The 14,902-nt window shown below is 58.4% G+C and carries 15 protein-coding genes; 7 read left to right on the forward strand and 8 right to left on the reverse strand.

Annotation, left to right across the window (positions count from 1 at the left end; translation table 11 throughout):
- Positions 1-189 precede the first annotated feature (189 nt).
- The gene (locus RTM13_RS06435; protein WP_312211092.1) at positions 190-1,512 is read left to right on the forward strand and encodes a diguanylate cyclase; all 1,323 of its coding nucleotides are present in this window, start codon (positions 190-192) and stop codon (positions 1,510-1,512) included.
- Between the two features lie 17 nt (positions 1,513-1,529).
- Here RTM13_RS06435 and RTM13_RS06440 read toward each other — a convergent pair whose 3' ends face one another.
- Positions 1,530-2,075, reverse strand: coding sequence for a 2-oxo-tetronate isomerase (locus tag RTM13_RS06440; RefSeq protein ID WP_312211094.1), 546 nt, complete (start codon positions 2,073-2,075; stop codon positions 1,530-1,532).
- 199 nt (positions 2,076-2,274) lie between these two features.
- Here RTM13_RS06440 and RTM13_RS06445 point away from each other — a divergent pair, with 199 nt between their 5' ends.
- Complete coding sequence (locus RTM13_RS06445) at positions 2,275-3,495, forward strand: diguanylate phosphodiesterase (protein WP_312211095.1); 1,221 nt, start codon at positions 2,275-2,277, stop codon at positions 3,493-3,495.
- Here the strand turns inward: RTM13_RS06445 and eutC are convergent.
- From eutC to eat, 3 genes are read right to left on the reverse strand one after another with little or no spacing between them, the layout of a single operon-like run.
- Positions 3,492-4,283 carry an ethanolamine ammonia-lyase subunit EutC gene (gene eutC, locus RTM13_RS06450; RefSeq protein WP_312211097.1) on the reverse strand — a complete coding sequence of 264 codons (792 nt, stop codon included), beginning with the start codon at positions 4,281-4,283 and terminating at the stop codon, positions 3,492-3,494. The two genes, RTM13_RS06445 and eutC, sit on opposite strands and share 4 nt — an antisense overlap.
- Positions 4,280-5,671, reverse strand: a complete 1,392-nt coding sequence (locus RTM13_RS06455) for an ethanolamine ammonia-lyase subunit EutB (protein WP_312211099.1) — start codon at positions 5,669-5,671, stop codon at positions 4,280-4,282. Before RTM13_RS06455 ends, eutC begins: the two co-directional genes overlap by 4 nt.
- A gap of 9 nt (positions 5,672-5,680) precedes the next feature.
- Entirely contained in the window at positions 5,681-7,060 is a 1,380-nt protein-coding gene (gene eat / locus RTM13_RS06460) for an ethanolamine permease (protein WP_312211607.1), read from the reverse strand.
- 105 nt (positions 7,061-7,165) lie between these two features.
- Here eat and RTM13_RS06465 point away from each other — a divergent pair, with 105 nt between their 5' ends.
- On the forward strand, positions 7,166-7,384 hold the full coding sequence (locus RTM13_RS06465) for a hypothetical protein (RefSeq protein WP_312211101.1): 219 nt from the start codon (positions 7,166-7,168) through the stop codon (positions 7,382-7,384).
- On the opposite strand, the gene hemB is transcribed toward RTM13_RS06465, so the two are convergent.
- Both hemB and ampH read right to left on the reverse strand, forming a co-directional pair.
- Positions 7,381-8,355 (reverse strand): porphobilinogen synthase, encoded by a 975-nt coding sequence (hemB, locus tag RTM13_RS06470; protein WP_312211103.1) that lies wholly within the window; start codon positions 8,353-8,355, stop codon positions 7,381-7,383. The two genes, RTM13_RS06465 and hemB, sit on opposite strands and share 4 nt — an antisense overlap.
- A gap of 100 nt (positions 8,356-8,455) precedes the next feature.
- Positions 8,456-9,613 (reverse strand): D-alanyl-D-alanine-carboxypeptidase/endopeptidase AmpH, encoded by a 1,158-nt coding sequence (ampH, locus tag RTM13_RS06475; RefSeq protein ID WP_312211105.1) that lies wholly within the window; start codon positions 9,611-9,613, stop codon positions 8,456-8,458.
- Positions 9,614-9,861: 248 nt separating this feature from the next.
- On the opposite strand from ampH, the gene sbmA reads away from it, so the two are divergent.
- On the forward strand, positions 9,862-11,082 hold the full coding sequence (sbmA, locus tag RTM13_RS06480; RefSeq protein ID WP_312211107.1) for a peptide antibiotic transporter SbmA: 1,221 nt from the start codon (positions 9,862-9,864) through the stop codon (positions 11,080-11,082).
- 14 nt (positions 11,083-11,096) lie between these two features.
- Positions 11,097-12,185 (forward strand): DUF1615 domain-containing protein, encoded by a 1,089-nt coding sequence (locus RTM13_RS06485; protein WP_312211108.1) that lies wholly within the window; start codon positions 11,097-11,099, stop codon positions 12,183-12,185.
- Positions 12,186-12,203: 18 nt separating this feature from the next.
- On the opposite strand, the gene RTM13_RS06490 is transcribed toward RTM13_RS06485, so the two are convergent.
- Positions 12,204-12,503: a DUF2755 family protein gene (locus RTM13_RS06490; protein WP_312211110.1), complete on the reverse strand. Its 300-nt coding sequence runs from the start codon at positions 12,501-12,503 to the stop codon at positions 12,204-12,206.
- 255 nt (positions 12,504-12,758) lie between these two features.
- Here RTM13_RS06490 and RTM13_RS06495 point away from each other — a divergent pair, with 255 nt between their 5' ends.
- Positions 12,759-12,980, forward strand: coding sequence for a DUF2754 domain-containing protein (locus RTM13_RS06495; protein ID WP_312211112.1), 222 nt, complete (start codon positions 12,759-12,761; stop codon positions 12,978-12,980).
- Here the strand turns inward: RTM13_RS06495 and ddlA are convergent.
- A complete protein-coding gene (ddlA, locus tag RTM13_RS06500; RefSeq protein WP_312211114.1) occupies positions 12,977-14,074 on the reverse strand; it encodes a D-alanine--D-alanine ligase in 1,098 nt (365 codons plus the stop codon). The two genes, RTM13_RS06495 and ddlA, sit on opposite strands and share 4 nt — an antisense overlap.
- Before the next feature lie 105 nt (positions 14,075-14,179).
- Here ddlA and RTM13_RS06505 point away from each other — a divergent pair, with 105 nt between their 5' ends.
- On the forward strand, positions 14,180-14,863 hold the full coding sequence (locus RTM13_RS06505) for an extensin family protein (protein ID WP_312211115.1): 684 nt from the start codon (positions 14,180-14,182) through the stop codon (positions 14,861-14,863).
- Positions 14,864-14,902: the final 39 nt, after the last annotated feature.

Here is a 14,902-nt window from a genome sequence, read left to right on the forward strand (position 1 = left end):
CATAACAATACGATAACCTGTCTGTGGCAGATGAAGAGAATGGTTAAGGTGGCTTATAATACCGGGCGGAAATTGAGAATTTCATGCTTTCGCATTATTGTCATGACCGAAAATATTGTCCTCGGCTAAAGGCAGGCCCCATGTTACGTAACCAGATCCCTTTTAGTGGGGGCAACGTTAGTATTAATCATGAATGATGATAAGAAGCCATCTGATTCCAGCAGTGTCGATACACAGCATCTCATTGATCTACTTGATAACAATTCGGACTGGGTGTGGGAAGTTGATGCCCAGGGGCGTTATACCTGGTCTTCTAAAGTAGTAACCAGCCTGCTAGGGGTCTCGCCAGAAGAGGTGATTGGCTGTACCCCTTTTGACTTTATGCCCCCCGGCGAAGCCGAGCGCGTTGGTCGCGCCTTTGGTGAAATTGTCGCTAAACGTATCCCGTTCTCCGGGCTGGTTAACCGTAACCAACGTACTGACGGTCGAATTGTCGTGCTCGAAACCAGCGGTGTTCCGCTGTTTGATGAGCAGGGCGAGCTACGCGGCTACCGGGGCATTGACCGTAATATCTCCACCCTCGGCGAGCGCGTTTTACAGCTGGAGACCATCTATGACATGACTCCCGTCGCGCTCTGTATGCTTGACCGGCTGGGACATGTGGTGATGTCTAACAAAGCGATGGCGCAGCTGATGGATAACGCTGCTGCCGCGGCCGCTAAAAGCCACATTGCCGACCTGATGCCGGGCTGCTGGCAACAGTTTCAGTCCGCTTTTGCTCTTGCCGACACCGGGGCAGAGATCCCCAGCCGTGAGATCGTCTGGCGCAAGCGCTGCTACGATACCCACTCCGTGCCGGTGCATGACGCGGCCGGTAATGTCATCGGGCTGTCGGTCACCTGGGTAGATATCACCGAGCGCCGCCACGCAGAGCATAAGCTCGCCAGCGCCAATGCCATCCTGCAACGGCATGCCCAGCATGACCATCTTACCGGCCTGTTCAACCGCCGCTATATGGACGAATGTCTCTCTAACGCCATCACTAACGCCCTGGATGAGGAGTTTCCGCTCTCGGTCTGTCTGGCCGATATCGACTATTTCAAACATTACAATGACACCTACGGTCATCAGGCGGGGGATGCGTGCCTGCGCACGGTTGCCGACGCGCTGGTGGCGGCCCGCCGTCAACCTGAAGATAACGTCAGCCGCTACGGGGGAGAGGAGTTTTTAGTGATCCTGCCGCGTACCGACAGCGCAGGGGCGCTGGCGATGGCGGAGAGAATGCGTGAAAGCATTAACGCGCTGCGTATTCCTCTTTCTGCCAGCCCAACCGGTTATCTGACTATCAGCATCGGCATAGCAACCCTTAACGAGTGCAGTATGGTGACCGAAGAGCGCCCGCTGCATCTTATTGCCAGCGGCGTGATTCATCAGGCCGATACCGCACTCTATTCCGCCAAAAGACGGGGGCGCAACGGTGTCGTGGCGGCGGCAGCGATGCAGCGGGCGTAAACCAGGCCCTGATTCAATCAATTTTCAGAACGGCCATCGGACGAGTAGCCCAGCTTGAAGAGCAGCGCGACGATGGCATATTTTACCGCCTGCGCGAGGACTTCGGTGCAGTCGCCGTCAAAGTGCTGAAGTGCTGAATCAACTTTATTACCCGGTAGCGCCCAGCCAAACCAGACGGAGCCGGCAGGCGTGCCGTCTTCGCCGCCATCCGGGCCGCCGTAGCCGCTAACGGCAATGCCGACATCCTCACCTGATACTCTCACCGCACCCGTTGCCATCTCCTCCACTGTGGCTTTACTGACGGCGGTATGTTTAGCAAGTGTCTCCGGGTTCACATTTAGCAGCGTCATCTTCGCTTCATCCGTAAAGGTTATAAATCCGCTGCCGAAAAAAGAAGGAGTGTCTTTCGCTGCACATAGCGTGGAGCCGAGCAAACCGCCGGTGCATGACTCCGCCGTGGTCAGGCGCAGTTTTTTGCTCGTTAAAAGATTACCCAGTTCATTTGCCAGAAAATCCAACGGTTTTTCCATGAATTGCTGGCAAAATTGTTGCTCTGTTGTCATTGTTGGCTATTCCTTCTGTGCATCATGAATAGAACGAATCTTCTTAAGTATTGCAGCAAAATGTCGCACCAGGTTTTATGGCGAAAGAATACCGATTTTTCTGTAAGAAGAGTGCTGCAATGAGGGCACAGAGAGAGGCGTAAAGCCTTCACCGCAAGGTATACTGATTGCGTCACCTGTCGTAAAGGATCTGAACATTATGATTTCTACACTGATTTACCGGAGCCGCCTGAGCCCCGACTTTGATGCGTCAAAGTTAGGCGAACTGGTGTGCCTGGCGCAGAGCCGCAACGCAGAGTTGCAGATCTCCGGTATTTTACTTTTCGACGGGACCCATTTTCTTCAGGTGCTTGAAGGTCCGCTGGCAGATGTGAATAGTCTGTATGCCAAAATCAATCGCGATCTGCGGCACGATAATGTGGTTGAGCTGATGCGCGATTATGCCCCCAAGCGGCACTTTGAAGACCCTGGCATGTCGCTGTTTGATCTCCGCTATGACAGCCCACGATCGGTGCTGCGCTCGGTGATTATCGCCGGGGCGCTGAAGTTCAATCTCGCCTGTGACGGGCGGGTCTATAAGTTTATTAAATCATTCCTGCGCGGCAGCTGGCGCGAACAGTACCCCACCCGGAATGAGCCTGAACGCTGGGCGTTTGTACCCGTCGAGACGCCGCTGGTGCAAACCCTGCCGTTCCTGTTCCCCGATCAGCCATGCCAGTTCGCCATTCAGCCCATCGTGGAGCCGCTGCGTGGGCAGATTAGCTCTTTTGAGGCGCTGATCCGTAGCCCAAACGGCGGCTCGCCGCAGGACTACTTTGCTTCTATTCCACCGGACAAAATTCATGAGGCCGACCTCCTGTCAAAGGAGTGGGCATTTGCGCTGGCGAAACAAATTGGCATCGGCAGCCATAAGCTCTCAATTAACCTGCTGCCGATGTCGCTGGTCAACATTCCTGGCGCGGTGGATATCCTGCTGGCGCAGATCACCCGGCACGGGTTGGTTCCTGAGCAGGTGATTGTCGAGGTGACCGAAGACGAGGTGATCTCCGGCTACGACGAGTTTACCATCGCGATTATGCAGCTGCGTTCGGCGGGTATTGGATTGGCGATCGATGACTTCGGCGCGGGCTTTGCCGGACTGTCACTGCTTACCAAGTTCCAGCCGGGCGAGTTAAAGATTGACCGTAGCATCGTAACCGATATCCATCTGCATGGCCCGAAGCAGGCGATTGTTAACGCCATTGTGAAGTGCTGCGCCGAGCTGGAGATCAGCGTTGTGGCGGAAGGGGTCGAGAAGGTAGAGGAGTGGTGCTGGCTGGAGGCTGCCGGAATCAAACACTTCCAGGGCTACCTGTTTGCCAAACCGGCCCTCAACGGCGTCGCGCCGGTCTGCTGGCCGGTAAAGCAGGTGAAGGCTTAGCCCTGGCAGGGCACTGATCCCGCAAGGCGGGGTTTAACCCGCTCATGCAGCGCCGGGTTATCACTCTCATCTTTTAGCTTAACGCCAGTCAGGCGGCGTAAAAAAGCCTGCTCCAGCAGCCAGGCGAGCTTAAACGCGGCGGCCTCGTGGCTCAGCCCCTCCGGGCGGATGTTGGAGATGCAGTTGCGCTCTGAGTCCATACGGGCGCGCTCCGGCTGCCAGGTCAGGTAGACGCCCAGGCTGTCCGGGGACGACAATCCGGGGCGCTCGCCAATCAGCATCGCTACCGCTCTACTCTTCAGCGTCTCACCAATCTCATCTCCCAGCGCCACTCGCGCCTGGTGCGCCAGGACTACCGGCCCGATGGTCAGCCCCAGCGTCTGCAGGTAGGGCAGCAGGGCAGTAATCAGCGCTACCGCCTGGCGATGCACCGCATGGGAGGAGAGTCCGTCGCCAATCACCAGCAGCAGATCGTGGGCGGGTACCCGGCTGGCCTGAAGTGCCTCGCGGCACTCGTCGCTCAGCCTGCGTCCCAGATCCGGACGATTCAGGTAAATATGCCGATCCGCTGCGGCACTGTGGGCGTTCAGGGTTTGCAGGCCCAGCGCCGTAAGCTTCTGCGCCAGCGGCTCGCTGTCAAAAGGCTGGTGGACCGCGTCACGAGCCTGGGCGTGAGCAAGGCCGAAGCTGAGCACCTCCCGGGTCGGCAGGCTTGCACCGCTGCGCCCCAGGGCGATACGGGCATCGGTAAACTCGCGCAGCAGCGACCAGGCGTCAGGATGATTCATACGTTTACCCCCTCAGGCGGCAGCACGCTTAGCAGCGGATGATTGGCTCCGGTGAGCCGCAGCTGGCCAGCGCTATCGATAATCTGCATTTTCATCAGCCACTCGCTAAACTCCGGGGCATGTTTCAACCCCAGCAGCCGCCGGGCGTAGAGCGCGTCGTGAAATGAAGTGCTCTGATAGTTGAGCATGATGTCATCTGCCCCAGGGACGCCAATCAGGAAGGTCAGCCCGGCGTTGCACAGCAGCGTCAGGAGAGTGTCCATATCATCCTGATCCGCCTCAGCGTGGTTGGTATAGCAGACGTCACAGCCGATCGGCAGGCCCAACAGCTTGCCGCAGAAGTGATCCTCCAGCCCGGCGCGAACGATCTGTTTGCCATCGTAGAGATACTCCGGGCCAATAAATCCCACCACCGTATTGACCAGCAGCGGATCGAAATGGCGCGCCACGGCATAGGCCCGCGCCTCGCAGGTCTGCTGATCGACGCCATGATGGGCGTTGGCGGAGAGGCAGCTGCCCTGGCCGGTCTCAAAATACATTACGTTGTTGCCCAGCGTGCCGCGCCCAAGGCTCAGGGCGGCTTCCCGGGCCTCCGCCAGCAGCGCCAGGTTAATGCCGAAGCCGCTGTTTGCCGCCTCGGTGCCCGCCACCGACTGGAACACCAGATCAACAGGGGCACCGCGCTCTATCAGTGCCAGGGTATTAGTGACGTGCGTCAGCACGCAGGACTGGGTGGGAATAGCAAAGCGGCTAATGATGTCATCCATCATATGGTTCAGCCGCTCGAGCACCGGCAGGCTGTCGCTGGCTGGGTTAATGCCGACCACCGCATCCCCTGCGCCATAGAGCAGGCCATCGAGCATACTCGCGGCGATGCCTTTCAGATCGTCGGTAGGGTGGTTGGGTTGCAGACGCACGCTCAGGTGACCCGGCAGGCCGATAGTGTTGCGAAAGCGGGTCACAACCCGGCATCGGCTGGCGGCGAGGATCAGATCCTGGTTGCGCATCAGCTTGCTGACGGCGGCGGCCATCTCCGGCGTAATGGCACGGGCCACGCGGCTTAGGGTAAGGGGATCGGTGGCATCGTCCAGCAGCCAGTCGCGAAAGTCGCCTACCGTCAGGTGGCTGATGGTAGAGAACGCGTCGCCATCGTGGGTATCGATAATCAGCCGGGTAACCTCATCCGCTTCATAAGGGATCAGCGGGTTAGCCAGGATCTCGCGCAGCGGCACCTCGGCCAGCGCCATCTTCGCCGCCATGCGCTCTTCGGCAGAGTTGGCGCTGATGCCTGCCAGCACATCCCCGGAGCGGGCCGGGGAGGCTTTCGCCAGCAGCGTTTTCAAACTGGCGAACCGGTAGGTGCGGTGCGCCAGAACGGTTTTATACATGTCGCCTCCTCAGGAGAGGGCGCGCAGCTGTGGATCCAGCCCGGCGCGCTCGCGGGCCGTGGCCGTGCTGCGGAACCACAGGTAGCCAGCCAGCATCATCGCCGCAAAAATCAGCGCCAGCAGCGGGTTGTACCAGACCATTGCCACCAGGCAGAGCACCGCCATGCCCAGCGCAAACGCCGGTGCATAGGGAAAGAGCGGCGCTTTAAAGGGCCGGATCAAGTTAGGTTCGCTGCGGCGCAGTTTGAACAGCGCGGCCATCGAGGTGATATACATAACAATAGCGCCGAACACCGACATCGTCACGATGCAGGCGGTGAGCGGCATACCGCTGATGGTAACTACCGAGTCCGAGAAGATAGCCGCGATGCCCACCACGCCCCCCGCCAGAATCGCCAGGTGCGGCGTCCGGGTCTTACGGTTCAGCGTCGCCAGGCTGGCTGGCAGATAGCCCGCTCGTGCCAGGGAGTAGATCTGCCGTGAGTAGCCCATAATGATACCGTGGAACGACGCCACCAGACCAAACAGCCCCAGCCAGACCAGCATATGCAGCCAGCCGCTGTTGTTACCGACAATGACCTTCATCGCCTGCGGCAGCGGATCGTTGATGTTGGCGAGGTTACGCCAGTCGCCGACGCCACCAGCAAAGATCATCACCCCAACCGCCAGCACGGTGAGGGTCAGAATACCGCCGCCCAGCGCACGTGGAATGGTGCGCTGAGGATCCTTCGCCTCCTCCGCTGCCATTGAAGCGCCCTCAATGGCGAGGAAAAACCAGATAGCAAACGGAATGGCGGCAAACATGCCGGAGAGGGCGAGGCCGCTAAAGCTCTCTGCGCCTGCCCAGCCGTTAGCGGTGAAGTTATCCCACGAGAAGCCCGGCGCAACGACGCCCATAAACACCAGCAGCTCGAAGATCGCCAGCAGGGTGACGATCAGCTCGAAGGTGGCCGCAATACCGACGCCGAGAATGTTCAGCGTCATAAAGATGACGTACGCGGCGCAGGCGATCCATTTCGCATCCAGCGCCGGAAACTGCACGTTCAGGTAGGCCCCGATGGCCATCGCAATTGCCGGTGGGGCAAAGACAAACTCGATCAGGGTGGCAAAACCGGCAATAAACCCGCCGGTCGGCCCGAAGGCGCGGTAGGCGTAGGCAAAGGGACCACCCGCGTGGGGGATAGCGGTCGTTAGTTCGGTAAAGCTAAAGATAAAGGCGCAGTACATTGCCGCAATAGCCAGCGCCACGACGAGAAAGCCCATCGTGCCCGCCTGCGACCAGCCATAGCTCCAGCCAAAATACTCACCGGAGATCACCAGCCCAACGGCAATTCCCCAGAGACGGAAGCTGCCGAGCGTTCTTTTCAGTGTGGTTGTAGGTGTCGTCATCATTTGCTGCCTCGCCGTTACACAGTTAACCGGGAGCCTGCAAAGGCGGTGCCAGAAAATTAACCACAGCAATTTCAATAGAATGAAAAAAGTGCGTTAAATACAGTGCACCGAAACGCACGGGGCAATGGTGCAGCCTGCCCCGGCGTGGTGAAAAACGTAGCGAGTCCGCTTCAGTTTGTAGGCCCGTGCAAGCGTAGCGCCGCCGGGCGTTATTGTATTGATGCTGCATTGCCGGGCGGCAATGCGTTTGCCCGGCCGATGGTGGGTACGGTGCGGTTTGTAGGCCCGGCACGCAGAGCGCCGCCGGGCATGGCTGTTTAACGCAGGATTTTCCGTTCGGCCAGATCCAGCGCGAAGTAGCTGAAGATCAGATCTGCACCGGCGCGTTTGATCGCACCCAGGCTTTCGAGGATCACTTTGTCCTCGTCGATAGCCCCGGCCTGGGCCGCAAACTTGATCATCGCATATTCACCGCTGACCTGATACGCGCCGAGAGGCAGCTCGGTGCGCTCGCGGATGTCGCGCAGGATGTCGAGATATGCACCTGCTGGCTTAACCATCAGGCAGTCAGCGCCCTGCGCTTCGTCGAGCAGCGACTCGCGGATCGCTTCCCGGCGGTTCATCGGGTTCATCTGGTAGGTTTTACGATCGCCCTTCAGCGCCGTGCCGGCTGCTTCACGGAACGGACCGTAGAAGGAGGAGGCAAACTTGGTGGAGTAGGACATGATCGCCGTATCGGTAAAGCCTGCGGCATCCAGCGCCTGGCGAATTGCCTGCACCTGGCCATCCATTGCGGCGGAAGGCGCTATAAAATCGGCTCCGGCGGCAGCGGCAACCACTGCCTGCTTGCCCAGGTTGAGCAGGGTTGCGTCGTTATCCACGCCGTGATCGCACAGCACGCCGCAGTGGCCGTGTGACGTGTACTCACAGAAGCAGGTATCGGACATGACGACCATCTCCGGCACCGCGTCTTTACAGATCCGCGACATACGCGCCACGAGGCCATCTTCACGCCAGGCGTCGCTGCCGGTGGCGTCGGTGTGGTGTGAAATACCAAACGTCATGACCGAGCGAATGCCCGCGTTGGCGAAGCGCTCGATCTCACGGGCGAGATACTTCTCTGGAATGCGCACCACGCCTGGCATGGCTTCGATAGCTTTATAGTCGTCCAGCTCTTCTTCAACAAAGATGGGCAATACAAAGTCATTGAGGCTCAGCGTTGTCTCTTCAAACATGGCGCGCAGCGGGGCAGACTTGCGCAGGCGGCGCGGACGGGAAATTAAATCGGTCATGGTATGCCTGAGGTTGGTGAATCAGAGGGCTATTATAACCCAATCAACCCCGGGGTGTTTCGCCAAAACAGGCGTTATCTACCCCGGAGCGGAGAGAGGGTCAGGAGGCGGGAACGATCTGCGGCCGGTTGCCGCTTAGCTCGGTGACCAGGTCGTTAACCCCATCGCTCATGTTTTTAAAACGGGTCAGGGGCGAGCGGGTCACCACCACGAACACGCCGACGTTGCTCTTCGGGATCATCGCCATATAGGTAATAAATCCGCCGCCGCCGCCGGTTTTTTGAATGATCCCCGGCCGGCCCTCTTTTGGTGACATGTAGACCCAGCCCAGCCCCAGCGCGTCGGCTTTACCCGGCACGTCCATGCCCACCACGCGGGTCAGCTGATTACGCTGATAGATAAGGGTCTGCATCCGGTCAGCCTGGTTGCTGCGGGCGTAAAAATCTGATGAGAGGAACTGCTGCATCCAGCGCATCATATCTCCCGGCGTGGAGTAGACGCCGCCGCTGCCGATGGCTGCCAGGGTGTTGTCGCAGGGGCTAGCGCCTTTCTCCGCCACCATCAGGCGACGGCACTGATCCGGCGAGGGGGTAAAGGTGGTGTCCTTCATCCCTAGCGGACGAGCGATCTGCTCGTCAAACAGTTGGGAGTAGGGCTTGCCTGCGGCGTTAGCCAGCGCATCCGCCAGCAGGTCAAAGGCCAGGTTTGAGTAAGAGGCCTGCGAGCCGGGGGCCGTTTTCAGCGTCGCGGTCGAGAGCCAGTTCCAGCGCTGCTCGCGCGTTGGCCAGGTGAAGACCGAGCGGTGGGCTACGCCGCCGGGCTGCTCGCGGGGCAGGGCGCTGGTGTGGGTCGCAAGGTTCACCAGGGTGATCGGCGATCCCTGCCAGCCCGGTACCCGTGCGCCGGGAGGGGCATATTTACTGAGTGGATCGTTGAGCTTTACCACACCCTGATCGAGCAGCTTTACCAGCATCTCGCTGGTCATCAGCTTGGAGATAGAGGCGATACGGATCAGCGAGTCGAGCTGCGGGCGCACGTTGTTACCCGGACGTGTTTCACCGAAGCTGCGGAATACGCGCTGGTTGCCGTCGATCGCCACCATCGCCATGCCGGTTGCGCCGCTGCCGTAGAAGATATGGTTGGCATAGCGATCAACAACGTCGGACGCAAACTCCGGATCGGGAGAGGTCTGTGCCGCATTTACTGATGAAAAGGTCAGAGCGCACAACAGAGTGGACAAAAGCAGGCAACGTTTCAACGACAGCATCCATCAAAAAAAGTTAAAGAGATAGAGCGTATTTATACTACTTACCGGCGCGTTGCAAAGCCCAGAAAAGCGCTTTATTTTGCGGGCAAGCGTAACGCCGGGTAAACAGACGCTTTTTTCCTGCAACACAATGTCTTCTTTTGACATGAAGCGCTTGTGGTAATCTCACTGGCTTCGGTATTTTCATACCCATAGCGAATCAACAACACAATAAGAGTGAGCTGTCGCAGGAGAATTTCATGTTTAAATCTTTTTTTCCCAAGCCGGGGCCGTTTTTGCTCTCGGCGATCCTGTGGGCGCTGATCGCCGTCATCTTCTGGCAGGCGGGCGGCGGAGAGTGGTTAACCCGCCTCGCAGGCGCATCTAAGGATGTACCGGCCAGCGCCGCGCGCTTCTGGTCCGGCAGCTATCTGATCTTTTATGCTTACTATGCCCTGTGCGTGGGCGCGTTTGCTCTCTTCTGGTTTACTTACGCCCCGCACCGCTGGCAGCGCTGGTCGATTCTCGGCACCGCGCTGATTATCTTTGTCACCTGGTTTATGGTCGAAGTGAGCGTGGCGATCAACGCCTGGTACGCGCCGTTTTACGATCTGATCCAGAGTGCCCTCAGCGCACCGCATAAGGTGACCATTGGTCAGTTCTATCATGAGGTCGGGGTGTTCCTCGGCATTGCGATGATTGCGGTGCTGGTGGCGGTGATGAATAACTTTTTCGTCAGCCACTACGTCTTCCGCTGGCGTACGGCCATGAACGAATACTATATGGCCAACTGGCACCGCCTGCGCCATATCGAGGGCGCGGCCCAGCGTGTGCAGGAGGACACCATGCGTTTCTCCTCGACGCTGGAGGATATGGGCGTCAGCCTGCTCAATGCGGTGATGAAACTGATCGCATTCCTGCCGATCCTCGTGGCGCTGTCCCCGCACGTGCCGGAGCTGCCGATCGTCGGCCACGTTCCCTACGGGCTGGTGATCGCCGCCATTCTCTGGTCATTGATCGGCACCGGTCTGCTGGCGGTAGTGGGGATCAAGCTGCCGGGGCTGGAGTTTAAAAACCAGCGCGTCGAAGCGGCCTACCGTAAAGAGCTGGTCTACGGCGAGGATGACCCTGAGCGCGCCTCGCCGCCCACCGTGCACGAGCTGTTTGCCGCGGTGCGTCGGAACTACTTCCGTCTCTATTTCCACTACATGTACTTCAACATTGCGCGCATCTTCTATCTGCAAATCGACAACGTTTTCGGCCTGTTCCTGCTGTTTCCGTCGATTGTTGCCGGTACGATTACCCTCGGCCTGATGACCCAGATCACTAACGTTTTCGACCAGGTACGCAGCTCGTTCCAGTATCTGATCAACTCCTGGACCACGCTGGTGGAACTGATGTCTATCTATAAGCGTTTACGTACCTTCGAGCGTGAACTTGACGGCGAGGATGTCGTACACGCGACAACCTCACTCAGCTAATGACCGGAGCGGCTATGCAAGCATCACGCAGTTTAACCCTGCTGGCGGGATTGATCCTCGTCGGCTGTAGCACCTCGCGCCCGCCGCCGCTCAAAGAGGGCGAGAAGGCGATCGACGTGGCGAAGCTGGTGAGGCAGAAGATCCCTGCCAGCGTAAAGGATCGTGACGCCTGGGCTGAGGATCTTGCCACCACCTTCAAGAGCCAGTCCCTTGCGCCAACGCGGGAGAACGTCTGCTCGGTGCTGGCAGTGGCCCAGCAGGAGTCGAACTATCAGGCCGATCCTGCCGTGCCGGGGCTAAACAAGATCGCCTGGCAGGAGATTGAGAAGCGCGCCGGGCGGCTGCACATTCCTGCTTTTGTGGTGCGCACCGCGCTGAAGGTCCCTTCGCCCAACGGCAAAAGCTACGCCGAGCGGCTCGATAACGTCAAAACCGAGAAGCAGCTTAGCGCGATCTTCGATGACCTGATCAATATCGTTCCGCTGGGGCAGACGCTGTTTGGCTCCCTCAATCCGGTGCACACCGGCGGGCCGATGCAGGTCAGTATCGCTTTTGCCGAACAGCATACCCGGGGCTATCCGTGGAAGATGGAAGGCACCGTGCGTCAGGAGGTCTTCTCCCGGCGCGGCGGCCTCTGGTTCGGGACGTACCACCTGCTTAACTATCCGGCCAGCTACAGCGAGCCGCTCTACCGCTTTGCCGACTTCAACGCTGGCTGGTATGCCAGCCGCAACGCTGCCTTCCAGAGCGCGGTCAGCAAGGCCAGCGGCGTGAAGCTGGCGCTGGACGGGGATGTGATCCTCTACGGCAGTCGTGAGGCGGGCAGCACCGAGCGGGCGGTACGCAAGCTGGGACCGGCGCTGGGGCTCAGAGACGCCCAGATCCGTGACCAGCTGGAGCGGGGCGATAGTCAGGATTTTGAGGAGACCGAACTCTACAAAGGGGTCTATCGACTGGCGGAGAAGAAAAGCGGGAAAACGCTACCGAAAGCGCTGCTGCCAGGCATTCAGCTTGAGAGCCCGAAGATCACCCGCAACCTGACAACAGCCTGGTTTGCGAAGCGCGTGGACGATCGTCGGGCGCGCTGTATGCAAGGGAATTAACATTATTACGGCGTCACGCTAGTAGTGACGCCAGCGCAGCAGCAGGGCGATAACGCCAAGCAGGGCACTGCCAATGAGAAAAGGAACCAGACCAAAGATCGTGCCTACGCCGAGTCCCATATCGATGCGTGGCCGATTGCTCTCCTGCATCTGCATAAAATTCTCAAACACACCTGGGGCGTGAATCAGCGCGTTTAGCAGTTGCGCACCTGCCCAGAAGCAGAGCAGCACGAAGACCGCATACGCGATATTGCCTGGCGTGGAGGCGTCTCGTCTCTTCTCGTTGGCAAAGGGCTTCGACATCATAAATTCTGCCATAGTGACCTCCGATACGCGTTATTGAGCTGGCAATGCACCAGTAATTCACGTTGATTTTGACAGGTCACAACGATTGTCAATATCAGATTGGTGACAATTTACGCATTATTATTAGCCCCATTTAAGGTTTTACATCTCCAGTCACAAAATCATGACTTTTGTTGCGTTTTATTAACGATTTCGGATTTTCCGCATGCGTCAGGGGCTTGCGGTGGGTAATATGCTCAGATGCTGTTTTTCTCTACCGGAGATGCTATGAAACTGCCTGCCAAAATCCGCCGTGACTGGCACTACTACGCCTTTGCTATTGGGCTGATCTTTATTCTTAACGGCGTGGTTGGACTGCTGGGGTTTGAGGCGCAGGGCTGGCAAACTTACGCGGTCGGTCTGGTGACCTGGGTTATTAGCTTCTGGCTGGCGGGGCTGATTATTCGCCGCCGTCCCGAGGAGGAGACAGCGGCAGATTCGCAGGATTAAGCCATCGTACTTTTCAGGGCGCTATCGGCCTGATGGCGCTCTAACGCCAGATCGATCAGGCGGCTAATCAGATCGGTATAGCCCAGGCCGCTGGCCTGCCACAGCTTGGGATACATGCTGATATTGGTAAAGCCGGGCAGGGTGTTAATCTCGTTGATAATAATATCGTTCTCGTCAGTCAGGAAGACGTCGACCCGCGCCATGCCTGCGCATCCCAGCGTCTCGTAGGCGGCCACGGCGGTCTGGCGAATGGCCTCGTTCACCGCCGGATCGATTGCCGCCGGGATCACCACCTGTGCACCGTTGTCATCGATATATTTGGTATCGTAGGCGTAGAACTCGCTGTTGAGCACGATCTCACCGCAGGTGCTGGCCTGGGGATTATCGTTCCCCAGCACGGCGCACTCAATTTCCCGCCCCTTAATGCCGGTCTCCACTACTACCTTATGGTCGAACGCAAAGGCAAGATCGACGGCGGCATAGTACTGCGCCTCGCTGGTCACCTTGCTAACGCCTACCGATGAGCCCTGGTTGGCCGGTTTAACAAACAGCGGCAGGCCCAGCTGCGTCTGTACGTCAGCAAAAGAGCGTTGCTGACGGTTAGCGCGGGTGAGGGTGATAAAGGGGGCAATCTTCAGTCCGGCGTCACGCAGCAGGCGCTTCGTGACGTCCTTATCCATACAGGCGGCCGAGCCGAGCACGCCGGAACCGACGAACGGTAGATTGGCCATTCGCAGCATCCCCTGCAGGGAACCATCTTCGCCCAGCGTGCCGTGGACGATAGGAAAGATCACATCCACGGTGGGTAGAGCAGCGCCGCTCTCGGCATTGATAAGCTGCGCCGTTTCTCTGCCTGGAATATGTGCGACGCTAATCGCAGAGGGATTTAATGCGATACGGGCCGGATCGCTGGCGTTCTGTAAATAGTTAGTTGCGTCGTTGATGTGCCATTGACCCTGCTTATCGATCCCCAGCAGCAGCACCTCGAAGCGGCTCTTATCAATAGCATCAACAATATTTTTTGCCGACTGGAGCGACACCTCATGCTCCGCCGATTTACCACCAAAGACGATCCCTACCCGCATTTTTGCCATCACCACATCCACTCTTATTGCTCGAAAAAAGATACCTTACCACGGCAAAACGCGTGTTTCGCGGCCTTCTGCCATAATGTTTTTAGGTGATTAAAGGGGGAGCGCGTGAGAGGGACAGGAGCGATCGTTTTTTTGCTTATCGTGGGGGCAGGGGTGGTAGGCTATCGCCACCTGCCTTCGTACTACAATCCGTTTGTACCGCTGCGTCTCGACGATCCGCCGGGCCGCATCACCCAGTTTAAGCTTAAGCGGCTGACGCCCGAGCAGTGTGACGCCCTGCTCGTGGAGGCCAATCAAAAGAGGCTGATTGCTTCTCAGCCCGTCGCCGACAGCACCGGCAACTGTCCGCTGACCAACACCGTACGGGTCCGGGATTTTGGTCCGGTAAAACTCAGCAGTAGCTTTCTCGCCTCCTGCCCGCTGGCGCTTAGCTCGGCGCTCTTTGTGCAGCAGCAGGCCCGGCCGCTGACCGAGCGCTACATGTCCACTGAGCTGGTGCGCATCGACCATCTTGGCAGCTACGCCTGCCGCAACATTTACCATCGCGCCAACGCCCGGCTGAGCGAGCACGCCACCGCCGAGGCGCTGGACATCAGCGGTTTTCGCCTGGCAAACGGGCAGCAGGTAACGGTGCTGCGCGGCTGGAAACAGGATAAAACCCAGCCCTGGCTGCGGGCGATGCTCAGCGCCAGCTGCGGCTACTACGGCAACGGCTTAGGCCCGGAGTATAATGCCGCCCATGCCAACCACTTTCACCTTGGGATGCGTGGGTATGGATTATGCCGTTAAGTGCCGCTAAGCATAATCCACACTTATGCTATGCTGGAG

The sequence above is a fragment of the Pseudescherichia sp. genome, from assembly GCF_031979925.1.
In the GTDB taxonomy this organism is placed as follows: Bacteria; Pseudomonadota; Gammaproteobacteria; order Enterobacterales; family Enterobacteriaceae; genus Pseudescherichia.